We start from the raw sequence: 16,077 nt of genomic DNA on the forward strand, positions 1-16,077 counted from the left end.
CACCGGCCTGGTCCGCCCCGGAGGACAGCCACTCGGTTCGCTGCGGAGAGCAATTGAGCGTTCTGCACTCAACTTTACTCAGCAGTATTTCTTTGTCAACAAACTTGAGTGTCTCAGGCTCAACTCTGCGCCCGGAGGTTGCGGAACACGGCAGCGGGCCCTTCTCCCTCGCGGGCGGGTCTGGCGGTAGGGTCCTGCCATGGCTTCCGAAACCTATTCCCACGGCCATCACCGCAGCGTGGTGGACGCCCATGCCCTCCGAACGGCGCGGGACTGCGCGGCGTATCTGCTGCCGGAGCTGACGCCCGGAGTCAGCATTCTCGACGTCGGCTGCGGCCCGGGCAGCATCACCGCCGATTTCGCGGCGCTTGCGGCTCCGGGCCCGGTGGTGGGCCTGGACTCCTCCGAAGACGTCCTTATCTCCGCCCGCGCCCGGGCGGACGGACGCGGACTGGCCAATGCCTCCTTTGTCGCCGGGAATGTCTATGACCTCGATTTTCCGGACGAAACGTTCGACGTCGTCCATGCCCACCAGGTGCTCCAGCACCTGATGGACCCGGTGGCCGCGCTTCGGGAAATGCGCCGGGTCGCCAAGCCCGGCGGGCTGGTGGCGGTGCGCGACGCCGATTTCTCCGGCATGATCTGGCATCCGCCCACACCCGAGCTGGCCCAGTGGATGCGGATCTACCAGCAGATTGCCCGCGGTAACTCCGCTGAGCCCGATGCCGGCCGGCACCTGCTGGCCTGGGCGCTGGAGGCCGGCTTCACCGACGTCACGCCCTCATCCTCCAACTGGCTCTACGCGACACCGGAAGAGCGGCGCGGACACGCGGACTCCTGGTCCGAACGCGTACTGCACTCCGCCTTCGCGGAGCAGGCGCAGGAACGCGGACTGGCGGACAGCAACCTGCTGGCGCAGCTTGCCGCCGGCTGGCAGGAGTGGGCCGGAGCCCCGGACGGCTGGTTCCTGATCCCCTGCGGGGAACTGCTCCTCAGAGCCTGACCGTTTCTGGCTAGGGTTAAGGAATGTCCGCCATCATGACCATGTGCCCCGGGAACTCCCCCGATGCCCGTTAGCTCCTTCGCGCCCCTGCTCATTGCGGTGGACGGTTTCTCCGGCGCCGGGAAAACCACCCTGGCCGCCGGGATTGCCGCTGCCCTGTCCCGCTCCCGTTCCGTTCGGGTGTTCCACCTGGAGGATGTCTACCCCGGCTGGGACGGGCTGGAATCGGGAATGACCTACTACCGCGAGCACATCCTGTGCCCGCTCGCCGAGGGACGCGCCGCCCGCTGGCAGTCCTGGGACTGGGCCGCCGGACGCTGCGGCGACTGGCAGAGAACCGAACCGGCCGACGTCGTGGTCTTCGAAGGCGTCGGCGCCGCCCACCGCGCTGCCCGGCAGCTGCTGGACACCACGGTCTGGGTGGCGGGTGAGGAAAGCGTCCGCCGCCGGGTCGCGTTGGCGCGCGACGGCGGAACCTATGCTCCGCACTGGGAGCGGTGGGCGGCGCAGGAACGCCGCTGGGCGGCCGACGACGACGCTGCCTCCGCCGCGGATCTCACCGTACGGCTGGTGGGTCCGCAGGGGAACGCCGCGGCAGCGCTGAGGGCCGTCCTGTCCCGGCTGCAGCCGGAACCGCGGAACGTTCCCGGCTAGCCGCTACTGCAGGGTCGCCGTCAGCCTGGCCACGTTGTCGATGTACCGCTGCCACAGCGGCCGGTCCACCCAGTTGTCCAGGATGAGCTCCTTGGACAGTGCCCGGTAGGTGTCCTCGATGCGGCGCATCTGCTCGACGATCGTGCCGTCGAACATCATCACGGAGATTTCGAGGTTCAGCGAGAAGGAGCGCATGTCCATGTTGCTGGACCCCAGCACCGCCACCTCGTTGTCGATGGTGAAGTGCTTCGCATGCAGTACCAGCGGTTTGGGGTACTGGTAAATCCTGACCCCGGCCCGCAGCAGCGCCTCGTAATAGGAGCGCTGCGCGTGGTCCACGAGGAACTGGTCGCCTTTCTCGGAGACGAACAGCTCCACTTCCACGCCTCGCTGCGCCGCCGTCGTCACTGCGTAAAGCAGTGTGTCATCGGGGACGAAGTACGGGCTGGTAATGGAGATGCGGTCGCTCGCCGAGTAAATAAGGGACGCGAAGAGGCGCAGGTTGTTTTCGGTGCTGAAGCCGGGACCGCTGGGCACCACCTGGCACGTGACGTCGCCCGGATTGGACGACGATTCGTACAGGCTCAGTTCCCGTTCCAGGTTTTCGTCGGTCTCGGCGTTCCAGTCCGTGGCGAAGACGACGTTGAGTTCATCCACCACCGGCCCTTCCACCCGGGCCATAAGCTCGACCCATTTGCGGCCGGACCGGCGGTTGCGGCGCTTGTTGTAGGCCGGTTCCACCAGGTTCTGGGAGCCGGTGAAGCCCACGTCCCCGTCCACCACCAGGATCTTGCGGTGGTTGCGCAGATCCGGCCGGCGCCAGCGCCCGCGGAAGGGATTGACCGGCAGCATCCGCCGCCACTGGATGTCGCTGCCGCGCAGTTCGCGCAGCAGCCTCCGGTAACCCGGGATGCGCAGGGTGCCGATGTGGTCAAACAGGAGCCGGACGGTGACGCCGCGCGCGGCAGCGTCATTCAGGGCCCGGAAGAAGTCGCGGGTGACGGCGTCGTACCCCATGATGTAGAACTCCACATGGACGTACCGCGTAGCCTTCCCCACTGCCTCGGTCATTTCAGAGATGGACTCGTGGTAGTCGCGCTGCAGGTCCACCTTGTTGCCGTCCAGGGTGGGAAAGGATCCCAGCCGGCGGTTGAGCTCCGCCGCATTCAGCACCCACTCGGGGCCGTCGTAATTGGTGCCCTCGGTTTCCAGCTCCTTGGTGTTTTCACGGACCAGGCGGCTGATTTCGGCCTGCCGTTTCACCCGGTGCTCGGACAGCCGGTGGTTGCCGAAGAAGGAAAAAAGGATGATCCCGGGAATCGGCAGGAAGAAGATGCACAACAGCCAGGCCATGGCGGTGGTGGGACGGCGGTTGCCGGGTACAACACCCAGGGCGATGATCCGGATCGCATAATCCACCGTGGTCAGGACGACGGCGGTCCACCCGGACACGTCAAAACCGGCTACAGACCACCACACACCCTGCTCCTCCCCGACGCCGCCTTTTAGACAGCCTATCGGTCCGGCCGCGCTGGCCGTGCCTGCCGCGGCTAGGCTGGGGCCATGACTCTTCTGGTTTTCCTGGATTCCGCCTTTCCCGACGGACGTCCGGCCGACGCCGGGGTCCCCCAGCTGATGATCAATGACCTGGGCGTGACCCGCGGAGACGGGATCTTCGAATCATTGCTGGCCGTGGACTCGGTGCCCCGCAAGCCGGATGCCCATCTGGACCGGCTGGCGTCCTCCGCGCGGCTCCTGGAACTGGACATTCCCCCGCGAGGCGCCTGGGAACGGGCCATTGCCACCGCGCTCGCCCTGCACGCGGAGGCGGAAACCGCCGGCACCGGCTCCCCCGCACGGGCGGCAGTGAAGCTCGTGGTCACCCGGGGCGTCGAGGGCGCCGCCATGCCCACGGCGTGGGTGCAGGTGAGCACCGCCCCCGATGCCTTCCGCCAGCGTTCCGAAGGCATCAAGGTGCTGCTCCTGGACCGCGGCTATGACAGCCAGGCAGCCGCCCGCGCGCCGTGGCTGCTGCTCGGTGCCAAGACGCTCTCCTATGCCGTAAACATGGCGGCCCTGCGCTACGTCCGTGCGAACGGCGCCGACGACGCGATCTTCACCTCCTCCGACGGCAAGGTCCTCGAAGGGCCCACGTCAACCGTGGTGCTGGCCCGCGAACGCAACGGCGTGCGCACCCTGCTCACCCCCGAGCGCAAGAGCGGCATCCTGGCCGGAACCACGCAGGATGCCCTCTTCAGGGCGGCCGAAGCCGCCGGCTGGGAACTGGGATACGGGCCGCTGGTGCCCGAAGACCTGTTCGCGGCCGACGGCGTCTGGCTGGCGTCCAGCATCCGGTTGCTGGTACCGGTGCGCTCCATCGACGGCAGGGACCTGCCCTTCTCGGAGACCTTGAACGCCGAACTCACCAAACTGGCGGACGCGGCCCTCTAAGCCGGCCGGGCCGGGAAGCCTCAGGTCAGGATGAAGTTGAACGTGCCGGCCGCCACCGCGGCTGCCATGGCAGCGGCGGACACTGCCACCCCCACCCCGAAGACCGCGGCGTCCACCCCGCTGAAGGTCGACGTTCGAGCCCAGGTCCGTTCCGCTGCGCCGAAGCCGCGCGCCTCCATTGCCGTCGCAAGGCGGGTGGCCCGGCGGATCGCCTGCACCAGCAGCGCGAGGGACTGCCCGGCGAACCCCCGAAGCCGGGCCGCTCCCCCGGCATCCGGTCCCGCGCCGCGGGCGTGCCGGGCCAGTCCGATGGTGCGCCATTCCTCCACCAGCAGCCCCACCAGGCGCATGGCCGCCAGCGCGCCCAGGACAAAGCGGTGCGGCAGCCCCAGTTTCTGGGCCAGGGCATCGGCCAGGTCCGTGGGATCAGTGGTGGCCAGCAGGTAGATACCCGGCAGGGCTATCGCCAGGCCGCGCAGCCCGATGGCGATGCCCGCGGCAACGGAGCCGGAGGTGAACACCAGCGGCCCGGCCTCGAGCAGCACCGACCCGGTCTTTTCCGCCAGCAGCGCCGTGCCCCACGCACCGATCAGCGCCGCGGCCAGCAGCGGCCAGATCCGCCGGACCAGCGTTCCGATCCGGATGTGCAGCAGCGGCAGCAGGGCCAGTTCGGCGGTGAGGACGACGGCGGCACTCACCCAGTCCACCGTCACCAGTACTGCCAGGGTCAGCAGCACTGCCGCGGCAAGCTTGGAGAGCGGGTTGGCGCGGGCCAGGAACGTGCCGGCGGGGCGGGCCGGAGCCGCGGCAGCTGCAGCGCTCATCGCCGCACCTGGGCGTCCCGGGCCGTGCCGGCGTCCCGGGCCGTGCCGGCGTCGCCGGCAGGAACGCCGGGCGCGGCAGCGGCAACAGGGGTGAGCACCCCGCCCGCCGCCCGGAGGTCCCGGGAGGCCAGCGCGTCGATGAACTCAGCGTCATGCGTCACGGAAACCACACAGCGCCCTTCCGACAACTGGCCGCGCAGCAGGGCTACCAGTTCCGCCCAGGTGCGGGCGTCCTGTCCGAAGGTCGGTTCATCCAGCAGCAGGATGGACGGCTCCGTGGCAAGCATGGTTGCCACGGACAACCGGCGTTTCTCCCCGCCCGAAAGCGTGAACGGGTTGGCCTCGAGCAGCTTGTCCAGCCGGAGCCGTTCCGCCAGGTGGTGCACCCGGGCCAGCACCTGCGCGTCCGTCTCCCGGCCCAGCCGCCGCGGTCCGAAGGCCAGTTCATCCAGCACGGTGTTGGCCAGGAACTGGTGTTCGGGTTCCTGGAAGACGGTGCCGATGCGGTCCACCAGCTGCGCGGAGGTCCAGCGGCCGGGTTCCGGGCGGGCCGCGCCGGCCAGGGCCGGGGCCGCGGTGAGGGTTCCTGCCCGTGGCCGGAGCAGGCCGCCGAGAGTCAGGGCAAGCGTGGATTTGCCGGCACCGTTGGGGCCGGTGATGCCGACGGCGGTGCCGGCGTCCAGGCTCAGGTCCGCTCCGATCAGCACGGCGGGACCGCGGAGCGAACGCGCAACGGCCAGCCCGCGGGCCTCCAGCAGCCGGGGACCGGCCGCAGCCGGACCCCAGGGACCGCCCGGAATTTCCGGCCTGGTACCGGGCAGCCAGACCCCCGACTCCGCCAGGGTGCTGCGGTGCGCGGGATTGCCCAGTACCTGTTCCGGGGAACCGTCCGCCAGCACGCCGCCGCCGGCGGCGAGGACAACAATGCGGTCCACAACGCCGGCCCAGACATCCACCCGGTGCTCCACCACAATGAGCGTGGCACCGGTGCGGTCCAGCACCCGGGTCACGGCGTCGCGGATTTCCACCACGCCGTCCGGGTCCAGGTTGGCCGTGGGTTCATCGAGCAGCAGCAGGCCCGGTTCCATGGCCATGACCGAAGCGAGGGCCAGGCGTTGCTTCTGTCCGCCGGAGAGCGCGGCGGTGGAGTGGTCCAGCGGAACCTCCAGGCCGACGTCGGCCAGTGCCGAACGCACCCGCGGCCAGATCTCCGCGGTCGGAACGGCCAGGTTCTCCGCGCCGAAGGCCACTTCGTCCCCTACCCGGGACAGGACGGTCTGGGAGTCCGGGTCCTGCAGGACCAACCCGGTCCGTCCGCGGGCGTTCGCGGGATGGACGCCGTCGAGCGTCAGGACCCCCTGTTCCTCCCCGCCGGTATCCGGGCCGAGGACACCGGCAAGGGCGTGCAGGAACGTGGATTTTCCGGCGCCGGAAGCACCCAGCAGCAGCACCCGCTCACCCGGGGAAATCGCCAGGTCCAGGCCAGACACCGCCGAACCGGTCCGTCCCCCGTGCTGCCAGCCCCAGCCGCGGGCTGCGACGGCGGCCGGGCGGGGCCGGCGGCGGGAGTCGGGGGCGGTATTCCGCAACGGGATGGAAGCCGCTGCAGCAGGCGGACGTCTCCCTCCGCCCTTCTTCCCGAACAGCACCGCTACGCCGTTCCCGTCCGGCCCGATGCGAAGGGTGCAAGGGCACCCGTCCGTGCCAGCGCGCGGACCGCCAGCCAGGACAGCCCGCCGGCAATGACCGCTCCCGAGACGCAGGTGAGCAGGACGTACAGCAACTGCCACTGGGCGGCCCATTCCACGTTGTACAGGACGTTTTCGCTCAGGCCGAGGAACAGGCCGGACCCCAGCCCGGCCAGCAGTGCCACGGGAAGGGAGAACCGCCGGTACAGGAACAGCAGGAACACCAGCTCGGCGCCCAGGCCCTGCAGGAAGCCCGAAAGCAGCACGGAGAGGCCGAACTGCGTGCCCAGCACGCCTGACACGGCGGAGGCCAGCATCTCGCAGTAGATCGCCGCGCCGGGTTTGCGGATGATGAGCCCGCCCAGCACCCCGGCAATCAGCCAGCCGCCGGTGTAGAGCCCGGCGAGCGGCGGAAACGCCGCGGTGAGTACGCTGATCCCGGCGTAGCCCAGGGACCAGGCCCAGAAAATCACGCCCACGGCCACCGCGAGGACGGAGGCAACAACAATGTCCACCACCCGCCAGGAACGCCTTGGGGCTGCAGTCCGGGTGCGGTGGGGAGCTGCGGATTGGTCTTTCATGAATATCCTCCTGAGGTCAGGAGGGGAGGGTGATACTGCACCGGTAAACCGGCGCGCTTCCCCGCAGGCCGTTGCCCGGCCAACGGGGATTTCCCTGAGTCTCGACTCCCTTCGCCGGTACTAACCGGATCAGGTTCGAGGGTCTGCGGATATCCGCACTCTCAGCGCCTTGTCCTTCGCAGTCCGAAGACCTGCTGCGGGACGGCGCTCCCCTGTCGTATGTTTGCGGTTCCACTCTACACACGTGTTCCTGATCCGGCGACGGGCAAACGGGTACCGTAGGGTTAGGAAAAACGCCCGAAGCTAGGAGTATTCATGAACCTGATCCTCAAACTGCTCGGAACCGGAGCGAGCATCCTCTCCGGAATCGTCGCCGCCAAGGTGCTGGATTTCGCCTGGACCAAGGCCACCGGCAACGAGCCGCCGAAGGACGCCGAAGGCAGTCTGGAAAACAGCCTCCGCTCCGCCGTGGCATTCGCCGTGGTCTCGGGTGCCGTCAGCCAGGTCATCCGCGTGCTGACCAACCGCGGCACGCAGCGGGCCATCCAGCGCTACCAGAAGACGCCGGAAATCGTCTAAGCCTTCGATTATCGAAGCCTCCGCCGTTGGTGGAGGCAGGGGCGCTCAGCCCTCGGGGTTTTTCCCCGGGCGCTGGGCGTCGCTGTTTAACGCCCCTCCTGCGCCGGTTCCGCGGGCGCGCAGCATCTCGTCGTCGTCGAGCTCCCCGGTGTAGCCGTGCCCCGGATCATCGTCCACGCGCGGATCGTCATCCTCGTCTTCGAGCACTTCCTCTTCCGCTTCCCGGAGCAGGCGCTGTGCACGCTCGACGACGTCGTCCAGTTCGTCGATGACCAGCAGTTCGGGCCGCAGGTGCTTGGTCCGGTAACCGGCGCGACCAACCATGTGGGCCGAGACCGGTGCGGTCAGGAGCATAAAGATCCAGGCCACGAACAGGATCGGCAGCAGCTTCCAGCTGCGGAATTCCACGGCCATGGCCAGCAGGAACAGCAGGAGCCCAAGCACCTGGGGTTTGGTGGCCGCGTGCATGCGGCTGAGCAGGTCGGGGAAACGGATCAGGCCGATGGCAGCGGCCAGGGACATCAGCGCGCCGCCGAGGATCAATACGGCTGTGATCACGTCATAGACGGTCTCTTCCATGGTGCTACCGCCTGTCCGTTACGAACCGGGCAACGGTCACGGAGCCGATGAAGCCGATAAGGGAAATAGCGACCACCAGGGCCAGGTAGTCCAGGTTGCGGTAAACGATCATGTCCGTGATCAGGGCCGCACCGACAATGGCCAGCAGCACGTCCGAGGCCAGCACCCGGTCCAGGATCGAGGGGCCCCGGGCAATCCGGTAAATGGCACCGGCGCCGGCCACTGCCAACATGACGGACACGGCCACCACAGCTGCGCTCATCATGCCCGGCCTCCAATCTTTCGTTTCCGTATTTCAGCGGTTTCGGCACGCAGGGCGGCCAGCTCCTCTTTGGTTCCCAGGGTGCGGATCAGCCAGGCCTCGGCGTCCAGGGCATCGGCCCGCACCTTTTCCGCCTGTTCCGCCGTGGACACGTTCAGCGCGTGCAGGTACAGAGTCGAGGTGGAACGGTCGACGTCGACAATCAACGAGCCGGGGATCAGGGAGAGCACGTGGCCGGTGGCCGTGACCAGCAGGTCCGAGCGGCTGCGCAGCTTCACCCCGATGACACCGTTGCGGATCCGCGGGCCGCGGACAAGCGCGAGCCAAAGCACGTGGAAGCTGGCCTCCACCAGCTTGTAGAGGAAACGTCCGGCGAAGAGCAGCCCGTAGAGCGGGTTGAACCTGCCGCTGAGTTCCACGGGCGGGAGGTAGAAGATGTTCGCCACGAAGAAGGCGATCACCGCCCCGAAAACCAGGTTTCCGGCGCTGAAGTCCTGCCACAGCGCCCCCCACAGGAACACCAGCCAGATCAGCAGGGGCAGTTCCTGCAGCAGCGGAACGCGGGACCGGTTGCGCATGCGTGCTTGCTTGGTCATTGGGCTGCCCCCTCGCCCAGTACGGCTTCAATGTAGGGGGTGCGGTCCAGCAGGTCCCGGGCGGCGTCGTCGCTGAGTGAAAACAGTGGTCCGGCAGCCACGGTCAGGGCGACGCCGAGGGCAACCAGGCCCACAGTCGGGTAAACCATGGTCCGGGGCAGCAGGTCCACGGACTCCCTGCCGGAGAACCGTCCCGTGGCATGCTCGATGACGTGCTCGGAGCTGCGCAGGCTGGAGCCGTCGGTGCTGGTGGCCAGCAGGATGGGATCCGGGTGCACGGCGTCCTCGGGGGTACGCCAGAATGCACGGTTCCAGACCCGGGCCATGACCAGCAGGGTCAGCAGGCTGGTGGCGGCCCCTGCACCCACGAGGACATAGGCCAGCGGAGTGCCAAGGTCCACACCGGCCTGCATCAGGCCGAGCTTGCCCAGGAACCCGGAGAACGGCGGGATGCCGGCCAGGTTGATGGCGGGAATGAAGTACAGCACCGCCAGCAGCGGCGACAGCCGTGCCAGCCCGCCGAGCCGGTCCATGTTGGCGGTTCCGCCGCGGCGTTCGATCAGGCCCGTCACCAGGAACAGCGAAGTCTGCACCGTAATGTGGTGCACCACGTAGAACACGGTGGAACCGATGCCCATCACGGAGGCGATCGCGAGACCGAACACCATGTAGCCGATGTGGCTGACCAGGGTGAAGGAGAGCATTCGTTTAATGTCGGTCTGCGCCAGCGCACCGAGGATGCCCACCAGCATGGTCAGCCCCGCCACCACCATCAGCAGCGTGTTGATCCTGTCCCCGGGGAAGAGCAGGGTCTCGGTGCGGACCATGGCATAGACACCCACCTTGGTCAGCAGGCCGGCGAACACGGCGGTGACCGGGGCCGGCGCGGTGGGATAGGAGTCCGGCAGCCAGAAGGACAACGGGAAAATGGCGGCCTTAATCCCGAATGCCACCAGGAGCATCAGGTGCAGCATCAGCTGGGTCGCCGGATCCAGTTCGCCGAGCTTCAGGGCAAGGTCGGCCATGTTCACGGTGCCGGTGGCCGCGTAGATCATGGCAATGGAAATCAGGAACAGCAGCGACGACACCACGCTGACCACTACATACGTCACGCCGGCACGGATCCGCGGCGTCGTCCCGCCGAGGGTCATCAGGACATAGCTGGCGGTCAGCAGGATTTCGAAGCCCACGTACAGGTTGAACAGGTCCCCGGCGAGGAAGGCATTGGAAACGCCTGCCACCAGGATGAGATAGGTCGGGTGGAAGATCGAAATGGGTCCGTCTTCGTCGCCGTCGGCCATACCCTGGCCGGCGGCATAGATCAGCACGGAAAGGCTGATCGCCGAAGAGACCACCAGCATCAGTGCGGAGAACTGGTCCACCACCATGGTGATGCCGAACGGTGGAAGCCAGGCGCCCAGGTTCACGGCCTGCGCGCCGGTCTGCCAGACGGAGCCCAGCAGGACGATTTCCAGGATCAGGGTTCCGCTGAGGATGCTGATGCTGACCACCCGCTGGGCGCGCTGGTGACGGATCAGGATGAACGCGAGGGCGGCACCGAGGACCGGGAGCACCACCGCCAGCGGTGCAAGGCTGGCTGTGTTCATCGGTTCACCTCCGGTTCGTTTGCTGTGTTGCCGCGCTGGGAGCCGGGAGCCTCTTCGGCTTCCTCCGGCGGTGTGAATTCCGTGGTGTCCTCCGGGACGTCTGCGTCATCTTCGGCGTCGAAGCTGCTCTGGCTCGCCACGCGCCGGTCCTCAACGTCGTCCTGGACCTCGTCCTGCCTGCCCAGCACCCAGGACCGGTAAATGATGCCGAGCATAAAGGCCGTGACCGAGAAGGAAATGACGATCGAGGTCAGGATGAAGGCCTGCGGCAGCGGATCGTTGTAGGCATCCGCGGCAATGTCCTTGTTGAAGATCGGTGCGAGCCCCGCCGGCCCGCCGGTGGCGAGCAGCAGGATGTTCGTTGCATTGGTGAGCATGGCCAGGCCAAGCACCACCCGGGTCAGGCTCCGCTCAAGCAGCAGGTAGATGCCGGCTGCGTACAGGCACCCCATAACCAGGAGGAGGGTGAGGTTAACAGTCACCGTGCCACCTCTTCCTCTTCGGGACGGGCGGCAACGTCGATGATTTCCGGTTCCTCCACAGTATTTTCGTCGTCGTCTTCGTCGTCGGCGTCGCCCTCGCTGCGCTCGTCAATCTCCGAGCCCAGGCTGCGCAGGACGTCCAGCACCAGCCCCACCACCACCAGGTAGACGCCGATGTCGAAGATCGTGGAGGTCACGAATTTGACCTCCCCGAAGATCGGCCAGGTGAACTTGAGGATTGCGCTTTGCAGGATCTGCCCGCCGAAGAACAGCGGCGCCGCCGCGGACAGGGCAATCACGCCCAAGCCGCCGCCCAGCAGCGTTCCGGCGCTGACCGGGCTGGCTTCGGCCAATTCGAAGCGGCCGCCGGCCAGGTAACGGATGGTCAGCGCCAGTCCGGCCATCAGCCCGCCGGCGAACCCGCCGCCGGGCAGGTTGTGGCCGGCAACCAGCAGGTAGACGGAGAACAGGATGACGGAGTGGAACAGTAGCCGGGTAATCACCTCGAAGATGATGGACCGGCGCTCGGGCGCCAGCGTCCGGCCGGCTACCAGCCAGGCGTCGCGGCCCACGCTGGAGAATTTGCGGGCCATGGCGAGGGTGGCCTGGCGCCGGGCGGTGGGGGCAAACTGCTCCCTCCCCCGGTCCACGGAGCCGCTGGCCACACCCTCGGCCCGGCGCCGCTTGTCCCCGCGTCCGCGGACGAAGATCAGGGACGCGAGGCCCGTGGCCGCGATGGCCAGCACCGTGATTTCACCGAACGTATCCCAGGCGCGGATATCCACCAGGGTGACGTTGACAATGTTGGAACCACCGCCGCCGTCGTAGGCCAGCTGCGGGAAGTCGAGGGATACGGGCGTGGCGACACGGGAAGCCATGGCGGTCATGGCGAACACGACCATGCTGGCGCCGAAGGCGATGCCCAGCAACGCCCTTAGGAAGCGGTGGCGCTTGGGTTCACGCTTCCACAACCTGGCCGGCAGGGACCGCAGGGCCAGCACGAACGCCACCAGGACAATGGTTTCGACGAGCATCTGGGTCAGGGCCAGGTCCGGGGCGCCCTGCAGCGCGAAGATCAGGGCAATGCCGTAACCGCTGACGGAAACCATCAGCACGGCCAGGAAACGCTTCGTCGCGCGGGCCGCGGCAACGGCGCCCAGGACCACCGCGGCGCCGATCACGGCCTGCAGCGGGGTATCGAACCAGCGGAAGTCCTGCGGCAGGGGCGCGGACCGCAGGATCAGGGCCATCAGCGGGGTCAGGATCGCCATGGTCAGGATGACGAACAGGTAGAACAGCAGCGAACCGCGCTGCGTGCGCCCGGTAACCCACACGGCGACGTCGTCGAGTACCCCGATGGCGCCGCGGTAGGACCGCTCGGCGTCGACCGGGAAGGCTACGTCCCGCTGGAGGTCCTCTACCTGCCGGGCCAGCAGGAACAGGACGACGCCGATGCCGAGGGTGAGCGCGGTCAGGCCCAGCGCCGGGGTCAGGCCGTGCCAGAGGGCCAGATGGGTGGGCTTGCCTTCGGCAGGGAAGAGATCCGCGTAGGACGCGATCGCGGAATCCAGCGGTGCCGGCCAGAGCCCGAACACTACGGTGACGCCCGCCAGGATCGCCGGAGCGGCGAGGAAGGACCAGGACACCGCCTTGAACGGGGTGGGTGTGCAGCCATCCTTGGTTGCAAAGGCGCCCCAGATGAAACGGGCGCTGTAGGCGAAGGTGAGGATGGAACCGGTCACCACGCCGGCCAGCAGGAGCCAGGCGGCGATGGTGCCCTGCTGCTCGCCGTAATGCACAAAGGTCTCGTAGACCGATTCCTTGGCCACGAAGCCCAGCAGCGGCGGCACGCCTGCCATGGATGCCGCACCGATAACGGCGACGACGGCCAGTTTCGGTGCTGCACGGAAGATTCCCGAGAGTTTGCGGATGTCACGGGTGCCGGCCTGGTGGTCGATAATCCCGACCACCAGGAACAGGGTCGCCTTGAAGAAGCCGTGCGCCAGAAGCAGGCCCATCCCGGCGACTGCGGCCTCCCGGCTGCCCAGGCCCACCACCAAGGTAAGGAAACCGAGCTGGCTGACCGTGCCGTAGGCAAGGATCAGTTTGATGTCGTACTGGCGCAGGGCACGCCAGCCGCCCAGCAGCATGGTTGACAGGCCCAGGATCAGCACGATGGGGTGCCACAGCAGCGTCTCGGAGAAACCGGGGGCCAGCCGGGCAATGAGGTAGATACCGGCCTTCACCATGGCGGCGGCATGCAGGTAGGCGCTGACCGGGGTGGGCGCCGCCATGGCTGCGGGCAGCCAGAAGTGGAAGGGCACGAGGGCCGATTTTGAGACGGCGCCGACCAGCAGCAGGGCGATGGCAACGTTGACCAGCGTCCCGGCATTCACCAGTTCCGGTGCCTGCACCAGGATCTCCGAGATCCGGTACGTCCCGGCGACGGAGCCGAGGATGATCATGCCGACCAGCATCGCCAGGCCGCCGAAGGTCGTGACGATCAAGGCCTGCAGGGCCGCGCGGCGGGCAGAGAGCCGGTGCGCCGAGTAGCCGATCAGCAGGTAGGAAAGGATGGTGGTCAGTTCCCAGAAAATGAACAGCAGGATGAGGTCATCCGCCGTAACCAAACCGAACATGGCGGCTGCGAACGCCAGCAGCTGGGCACCGAAGCTGCCCATTTTCGGGTCATTCGGCCGGAAGTACCGGGCGCAGTAGAAGAGGACCAGGGCGCCCACGCCGAGGATCAGGATGGACAGCACAGCCGCAAGGGTGTCCATCCGGAAGGCCAGTTCCACCCGGAGGTCGGGAATCCAGGCAATGGTGACCGACGGCGGCGCGTTCGGGGCGCCGGATGCCAGCGTCTGGTCTGCACCGGTGTACCGGGGGAAGGTGGCTATCAGCCAAATGAACGCGGCAGCCGGGAAGGCCGCGAGGATGTAGAACGCAGACCGGCCGACCTTGCGGAACACCAAGGGCGCAACCAATGCCACCGCAAATAAAACGGTGAGCACAAACAGCACTATGATCTCCCGGGCTCTTTCGTCGATGTTTCAGCCTGATTTTGGCTGCAGTTATCAAGGGGGGCGGTCAAGGTCGTAAGTACATTCTACCCATGGCATACGGACGCCCTCCTACTCGGGCGGTTCGGCAAAGGAACCGGCCACCGGCGTTTTGGGCGTTGAATACCGTTCCGGGCCGCGGCAGCCGCTAGGCTCAGCGGCATGAGTCTCAGCACACAAAAAACGTCTCCGGGTGGCCTGGCGCCGCGCGCCTCCGCACCTGCACGCTGGAAACAGGTGGCGGCCTGGGCGGCCTGGGACTGGGGGTCCGCTTCCTTTAACGCAGTGATGACCACTTTTGTGTTCACTGTCTACCTGACGTCCGCCTCCTTCGGAGACAAAGACGAGAACTCAGCCGTCCTCGGCGCCGGCCTCGCGATTGCCGGCGTCGCCGTGGCCGTCCTCGCGCCGGTCACCGGCCAACGCTCGGACGCGGGTGGCCGCCGCCGCACGTGGCTCACCGTCAACACCCTGCTGACCTGCGCCCTGGTCGCGGCGTGCTGGTTTGTTTTCCCCTCGCCCGACTACCTGATCCTGGGCGTGGCGCTGATCGCCGCAGCGAACCTGTTCTTCGAATTTGCCGGCGTGAACTACAACGCCATGCTCAGCCAGATCTCCACGCCGGCCACCGTCGGCAAAATCAGCGGCCTGGGCTGGGCCATGGGCTATGTAGGCGGAATCGCTGCCCTGGCGCTGGTACTCGTGGGCTTTGTGCAGCCCGACGTCGGCTGGTTCGGCGTCACCTCCGAAGACGGACTGAACATCCGCTTCGTTGCGCTGTTTTCCGCCGTCTGGTTCCTGCTGTTCGCCCTGCCGCTGATGTTCACCGTGCCCGAGGTTCCCCGGCAGGAGGCGCTGGCACGGCTGGGAATCCTTGCGTCCTACAAGCTCCTCTTCCAGCGCATCAAGGCCCTCTTCCGGACCGACCCGCACACCATTTACTTCCTGCTCGCCAGCGCCGTCTTCCGCGACGGCCTGGCGGCAGTGTTCACCTTCGGCGGCGTTATCGCGGCCGGCACTTTCAACTGGGAACTGTCAGAGGTGATTATGTTCGCCATCTTCGGCAACGTGGTCGCCGCCGCCGGGTCCGTGGTCGGCGGCTTCCTCGATGACCGCTCCGGCCCCAAGGCCGTGATCGTCGGTTCGCTGATCGGACTGATCCTTGCCGGCACGGCCATTGTGGTGCTGGGCCCGGATGACCAGGACCTGTTTGGACTGCAGTGGACCGGCGACACCACGTTCTGGATCTTCGGCCTGCTGCTGTGCCTGTTCGTGGGCCCGGCCCAGTCCGCGTCCCGGGCGTTCCTCGCCAGGCTCGCCCCGGAAGGGAAGGAAGGCGAGCTGTTCGGCCTGTATGCCACCACCGGGCGGGCGGTCAGTTTCCTGGCCCCCACGCTGTTCTCGGTCTGCATCGTGGTCTTCGGTTCCCAGCGGTACGGCATCATCGGCATCATGGCCGTGCTGCTGATAGGCCTGCTGGTGCTGCTCCCGGTCCGCTCCCCCGCAGCACGGACCGCTTCGCCCGTCGAAACGCTGTAGGCGCAGCGGTTTGGCTCGCAGGCCGGGCTCCGGCTCCGGCCTGCGTGCCTGCGGGTCTGGCTCCGGCGGCAACGAAATTCCTACGCTCGCAGAGCTCGCTCGGAATATTAAAGCCGCCTCCGCCAGACCCTAGAGCCGGACAGTCACACCGCCGCCGCCAGGCCCTCCAG

14 protein-coding genes, 1 pseudogene and 1 riboswitch are annotated in these 16,077 nt (G+C 67.4%); of the genes and pseudogenes, 5 read left to right on the forward strand and 10 right to left on the reverse strand.

Annotated features, from left to right (window positions below):
* The first annotated feature begins 199 nt into the window (after window positions 1–199).
* Both N2K99_RS14095 and N2K99_RS14100 read left to right on the forward strand, forming a co-directional pair.
* Window positions 200–1,003, forward strand: coding sequence for a methyltransferase domain-containing protein (locus tag N2K99_RS14095; protein ID WP_227932916.1), 804 nt, complete (start codon window positions 200–202; stop codon window positions 1,001–1,003).
* 63 nt (window positions 1,004–1,066) lie between these two features.
* Window positions 1,067–1,657: a hypothetical protein gene (locus N2K99_RS14100; RefSeq protein ID WP_227932915.1), complete on the forward strand. Its 591-nt coding sequence runs from the start codon at window positions 1,067–1,069 to the stop codon at window positions 1,655–1,657.
* A gap of 3 nt (window positions 1,658–1,660) precedes the next feature.
* Here the strand turns inward: N2K99_RS14100 and cls are convergent, their stop codons facing one another.
* A complete protein-coding gene (cls, locus tag N2K99_RS14105) occupies window positions 1,661–3,136 on the reverse strand; it encodes a cardiolipin synthase (protein ID WP_374200024.1) in 1,476 nt (491 codons plus the stop codon).
* Between the two features lie 84 nt (window positions 3,137–3,220).
* Here cls and N2K99_RS14110 point away from each other — a divergent pair, with 84 nt between their 5' ends.
* On the forward strand, window positions 3,221–4,108 hold the full coding sequence (locus N2K99_RS14110; RefSeq protein WP_227932914.1) for an aminodeoxychorismate lyase: 888 nt from the start codon (window positions 3,221–3,223) through the stop codon (window positions 4,106–4,108).
* A gap of 20 nt (window positions 4,109–4,128) precedes the next feature.
* Here the strand turns inward: N2K99_RS14110 and N2K99_RS14115 are convergent, their stop codons facing one another.
* The 3 genes from N2K99_RS14115 to N2K99_RS14125 form a co-directional block, all read right to left on the reverse strand.
* Window positions 4,129–4,932, reverse strand: coding sequence for an energy-coupling factor transporter transmembrane protein EcfT (locus N2K99_RS14115; protein WP_227932913.1), 804 nt, complete (start codon window positions 4,930–4,932; stop codon window positions 4,129–4,131).
* Entirely contained in the window at window positions 4,929–6,521 is a 1,593-nt protein-coding gene (locus N2K99_RS14120; protein WP_227932912.1) for an ABC transporter ATP-binding protein, read from the reverse strand. The genes N2K99_RS14115 and N2K99_RS14120 overlap by 4 nt, the downstream gene beginning before the upstream one ends.
* Window positions 6,522–6,583: 62 nt before the next feature.
* A complete protein-coding gene (locus N2K99_RS14125) occupies window positions 6,584–7,201 on the reverse strand; it encodes an ECF transporter S component (RefSeq protein WP_227919223.1) in 618 nt (205 codons plus the stop codon).
* 89 nt (window positions 7,202–7,290) lie between these two features.
* Window positions 7,291–7,425: riboswitch (TPP riboswitch) on the reverse strand.
* A gap of 91 nt (window positions 7,426–7,516) precedes the next feature.
* Between N2K99_RS14125 and N2K99_RS14130 the strand changes: the two genes are divergently transcribed.
* Complete coding sequence (locus N2K99_RS14130) at window positions 7,517–7,780, forward strand: DUF4235 domain-containing protein (RefSeq protein WP_227919224.1); 264 nt, start codon at window positions 7,517–7,519, stop codon at window positions 7,778–7,780.
* A gap of 237 nt (window positions 7,781–8,017) precedes the next feature.
* On the opposite strand, the pseudogene mnhG reads toward N2K99_RS14130, so the two are convergent.
* From mnhG to N2K99_RS14160, 6 genes and pseudogenes are all read right to left on the reverse strand, one after another.
* Window positions 8,018–8,359: pseudogene (mnhG, locus tag N2K99_RS14135) on the reverse strand (monovalent cation/H(+) antiporter subunit G); the annotation flags it as partial.
* Between the two features lie 4 nt (window positions 8,360–8,363).
* A complete protein-coding gene (locus N2K99_RS14140; protein ID WP_227919225.1) occupies window positions 8,364–8,624 on the reverse strand; it encodes a monovalent cation/H+ antiporter complex subunit F in 261 nt (86 codons plus the stop codon).
* Window positions 8,621–9,217: a Na+/H+ antiporter subunit E gene (locus N2K99_RS14145; RefSeq protein WP_227932911.1), complete on the reverse strand. Its 597-nt coding sequence runs from the start codon at window positions 9,215–9,217 to the stop codon at window positions 8,621–8,623. Before N2K99_RS14145 ends, N2K99_RS14140 begins: the two co-directional genes overlap by 4 nt.
* Complete coding sequence (locus N2K99_RS14150) at window positions 9,214–10,824, reverse strand: Na+/H+ antiporter subunit D (protein ID WP_227919229.1); 1,611 nt, start codon at window positions 10,822–10,824, stop codon at window positions 9,214–9,216. Before N2K99_RS14150 ends, N2K99_RS14145 begins: the two co-directional genes overlap by 4 nt.
* Window positions 10,821–11,306: a Na(+)/H(+) antiporter subunit C gene (locus N2K99_RS14155; protein WP_227919230.1), complete on the reverse strand. Its 486-nt coding sequence runs from the start codon at window positions 11,304–11,306 to the stop codon at window positions 10,821–10,823. Before N2K99_RS14155 ends, N2K99_RS14150 begins: the two co-directional genes overlap by 4 nt.
* Window positions 11,303–14,329, reverse strand: coding sequence for a Na+/H+ antiporter subunit A (locus N2K99_RS14160; protein ID WP_227919233.1), 3,027 nt, complete (start codon window positions 14,327–14,329; stop codon window positions 11,303–11,305). Before N2K99_RS14160 ends, N2K99_RS14155 begins: the two co-directional genes overlap by 4 nt.
* A 201-nt stretch (window positions 14,330–14,530) precedes the next feature.
* On the opposite strand from N2K99_RS14160, the gene N2K99_RS14165 reads away from it, so the two are divergent.
* A complete protein-coding gene (locus N2K99_RS14165; protein WP_312847323.1) occupies window positions 14,531–15,907 on the forward strand; it encodes an MFS transporter in 1,377 nt (458 codons plus the stop codon).
* Window positions 15,908–16,077 lie beyond the last annotated feature (170 nt).

Source organism: Arthrobacter sp. zg-Y1110 (assembly GCF_025244865.1).
GTDB lineage: Bacteria > Actinomycetota > Actinomycetes > Actinomycetales > Micrococcaceae > Arthrobacter_B.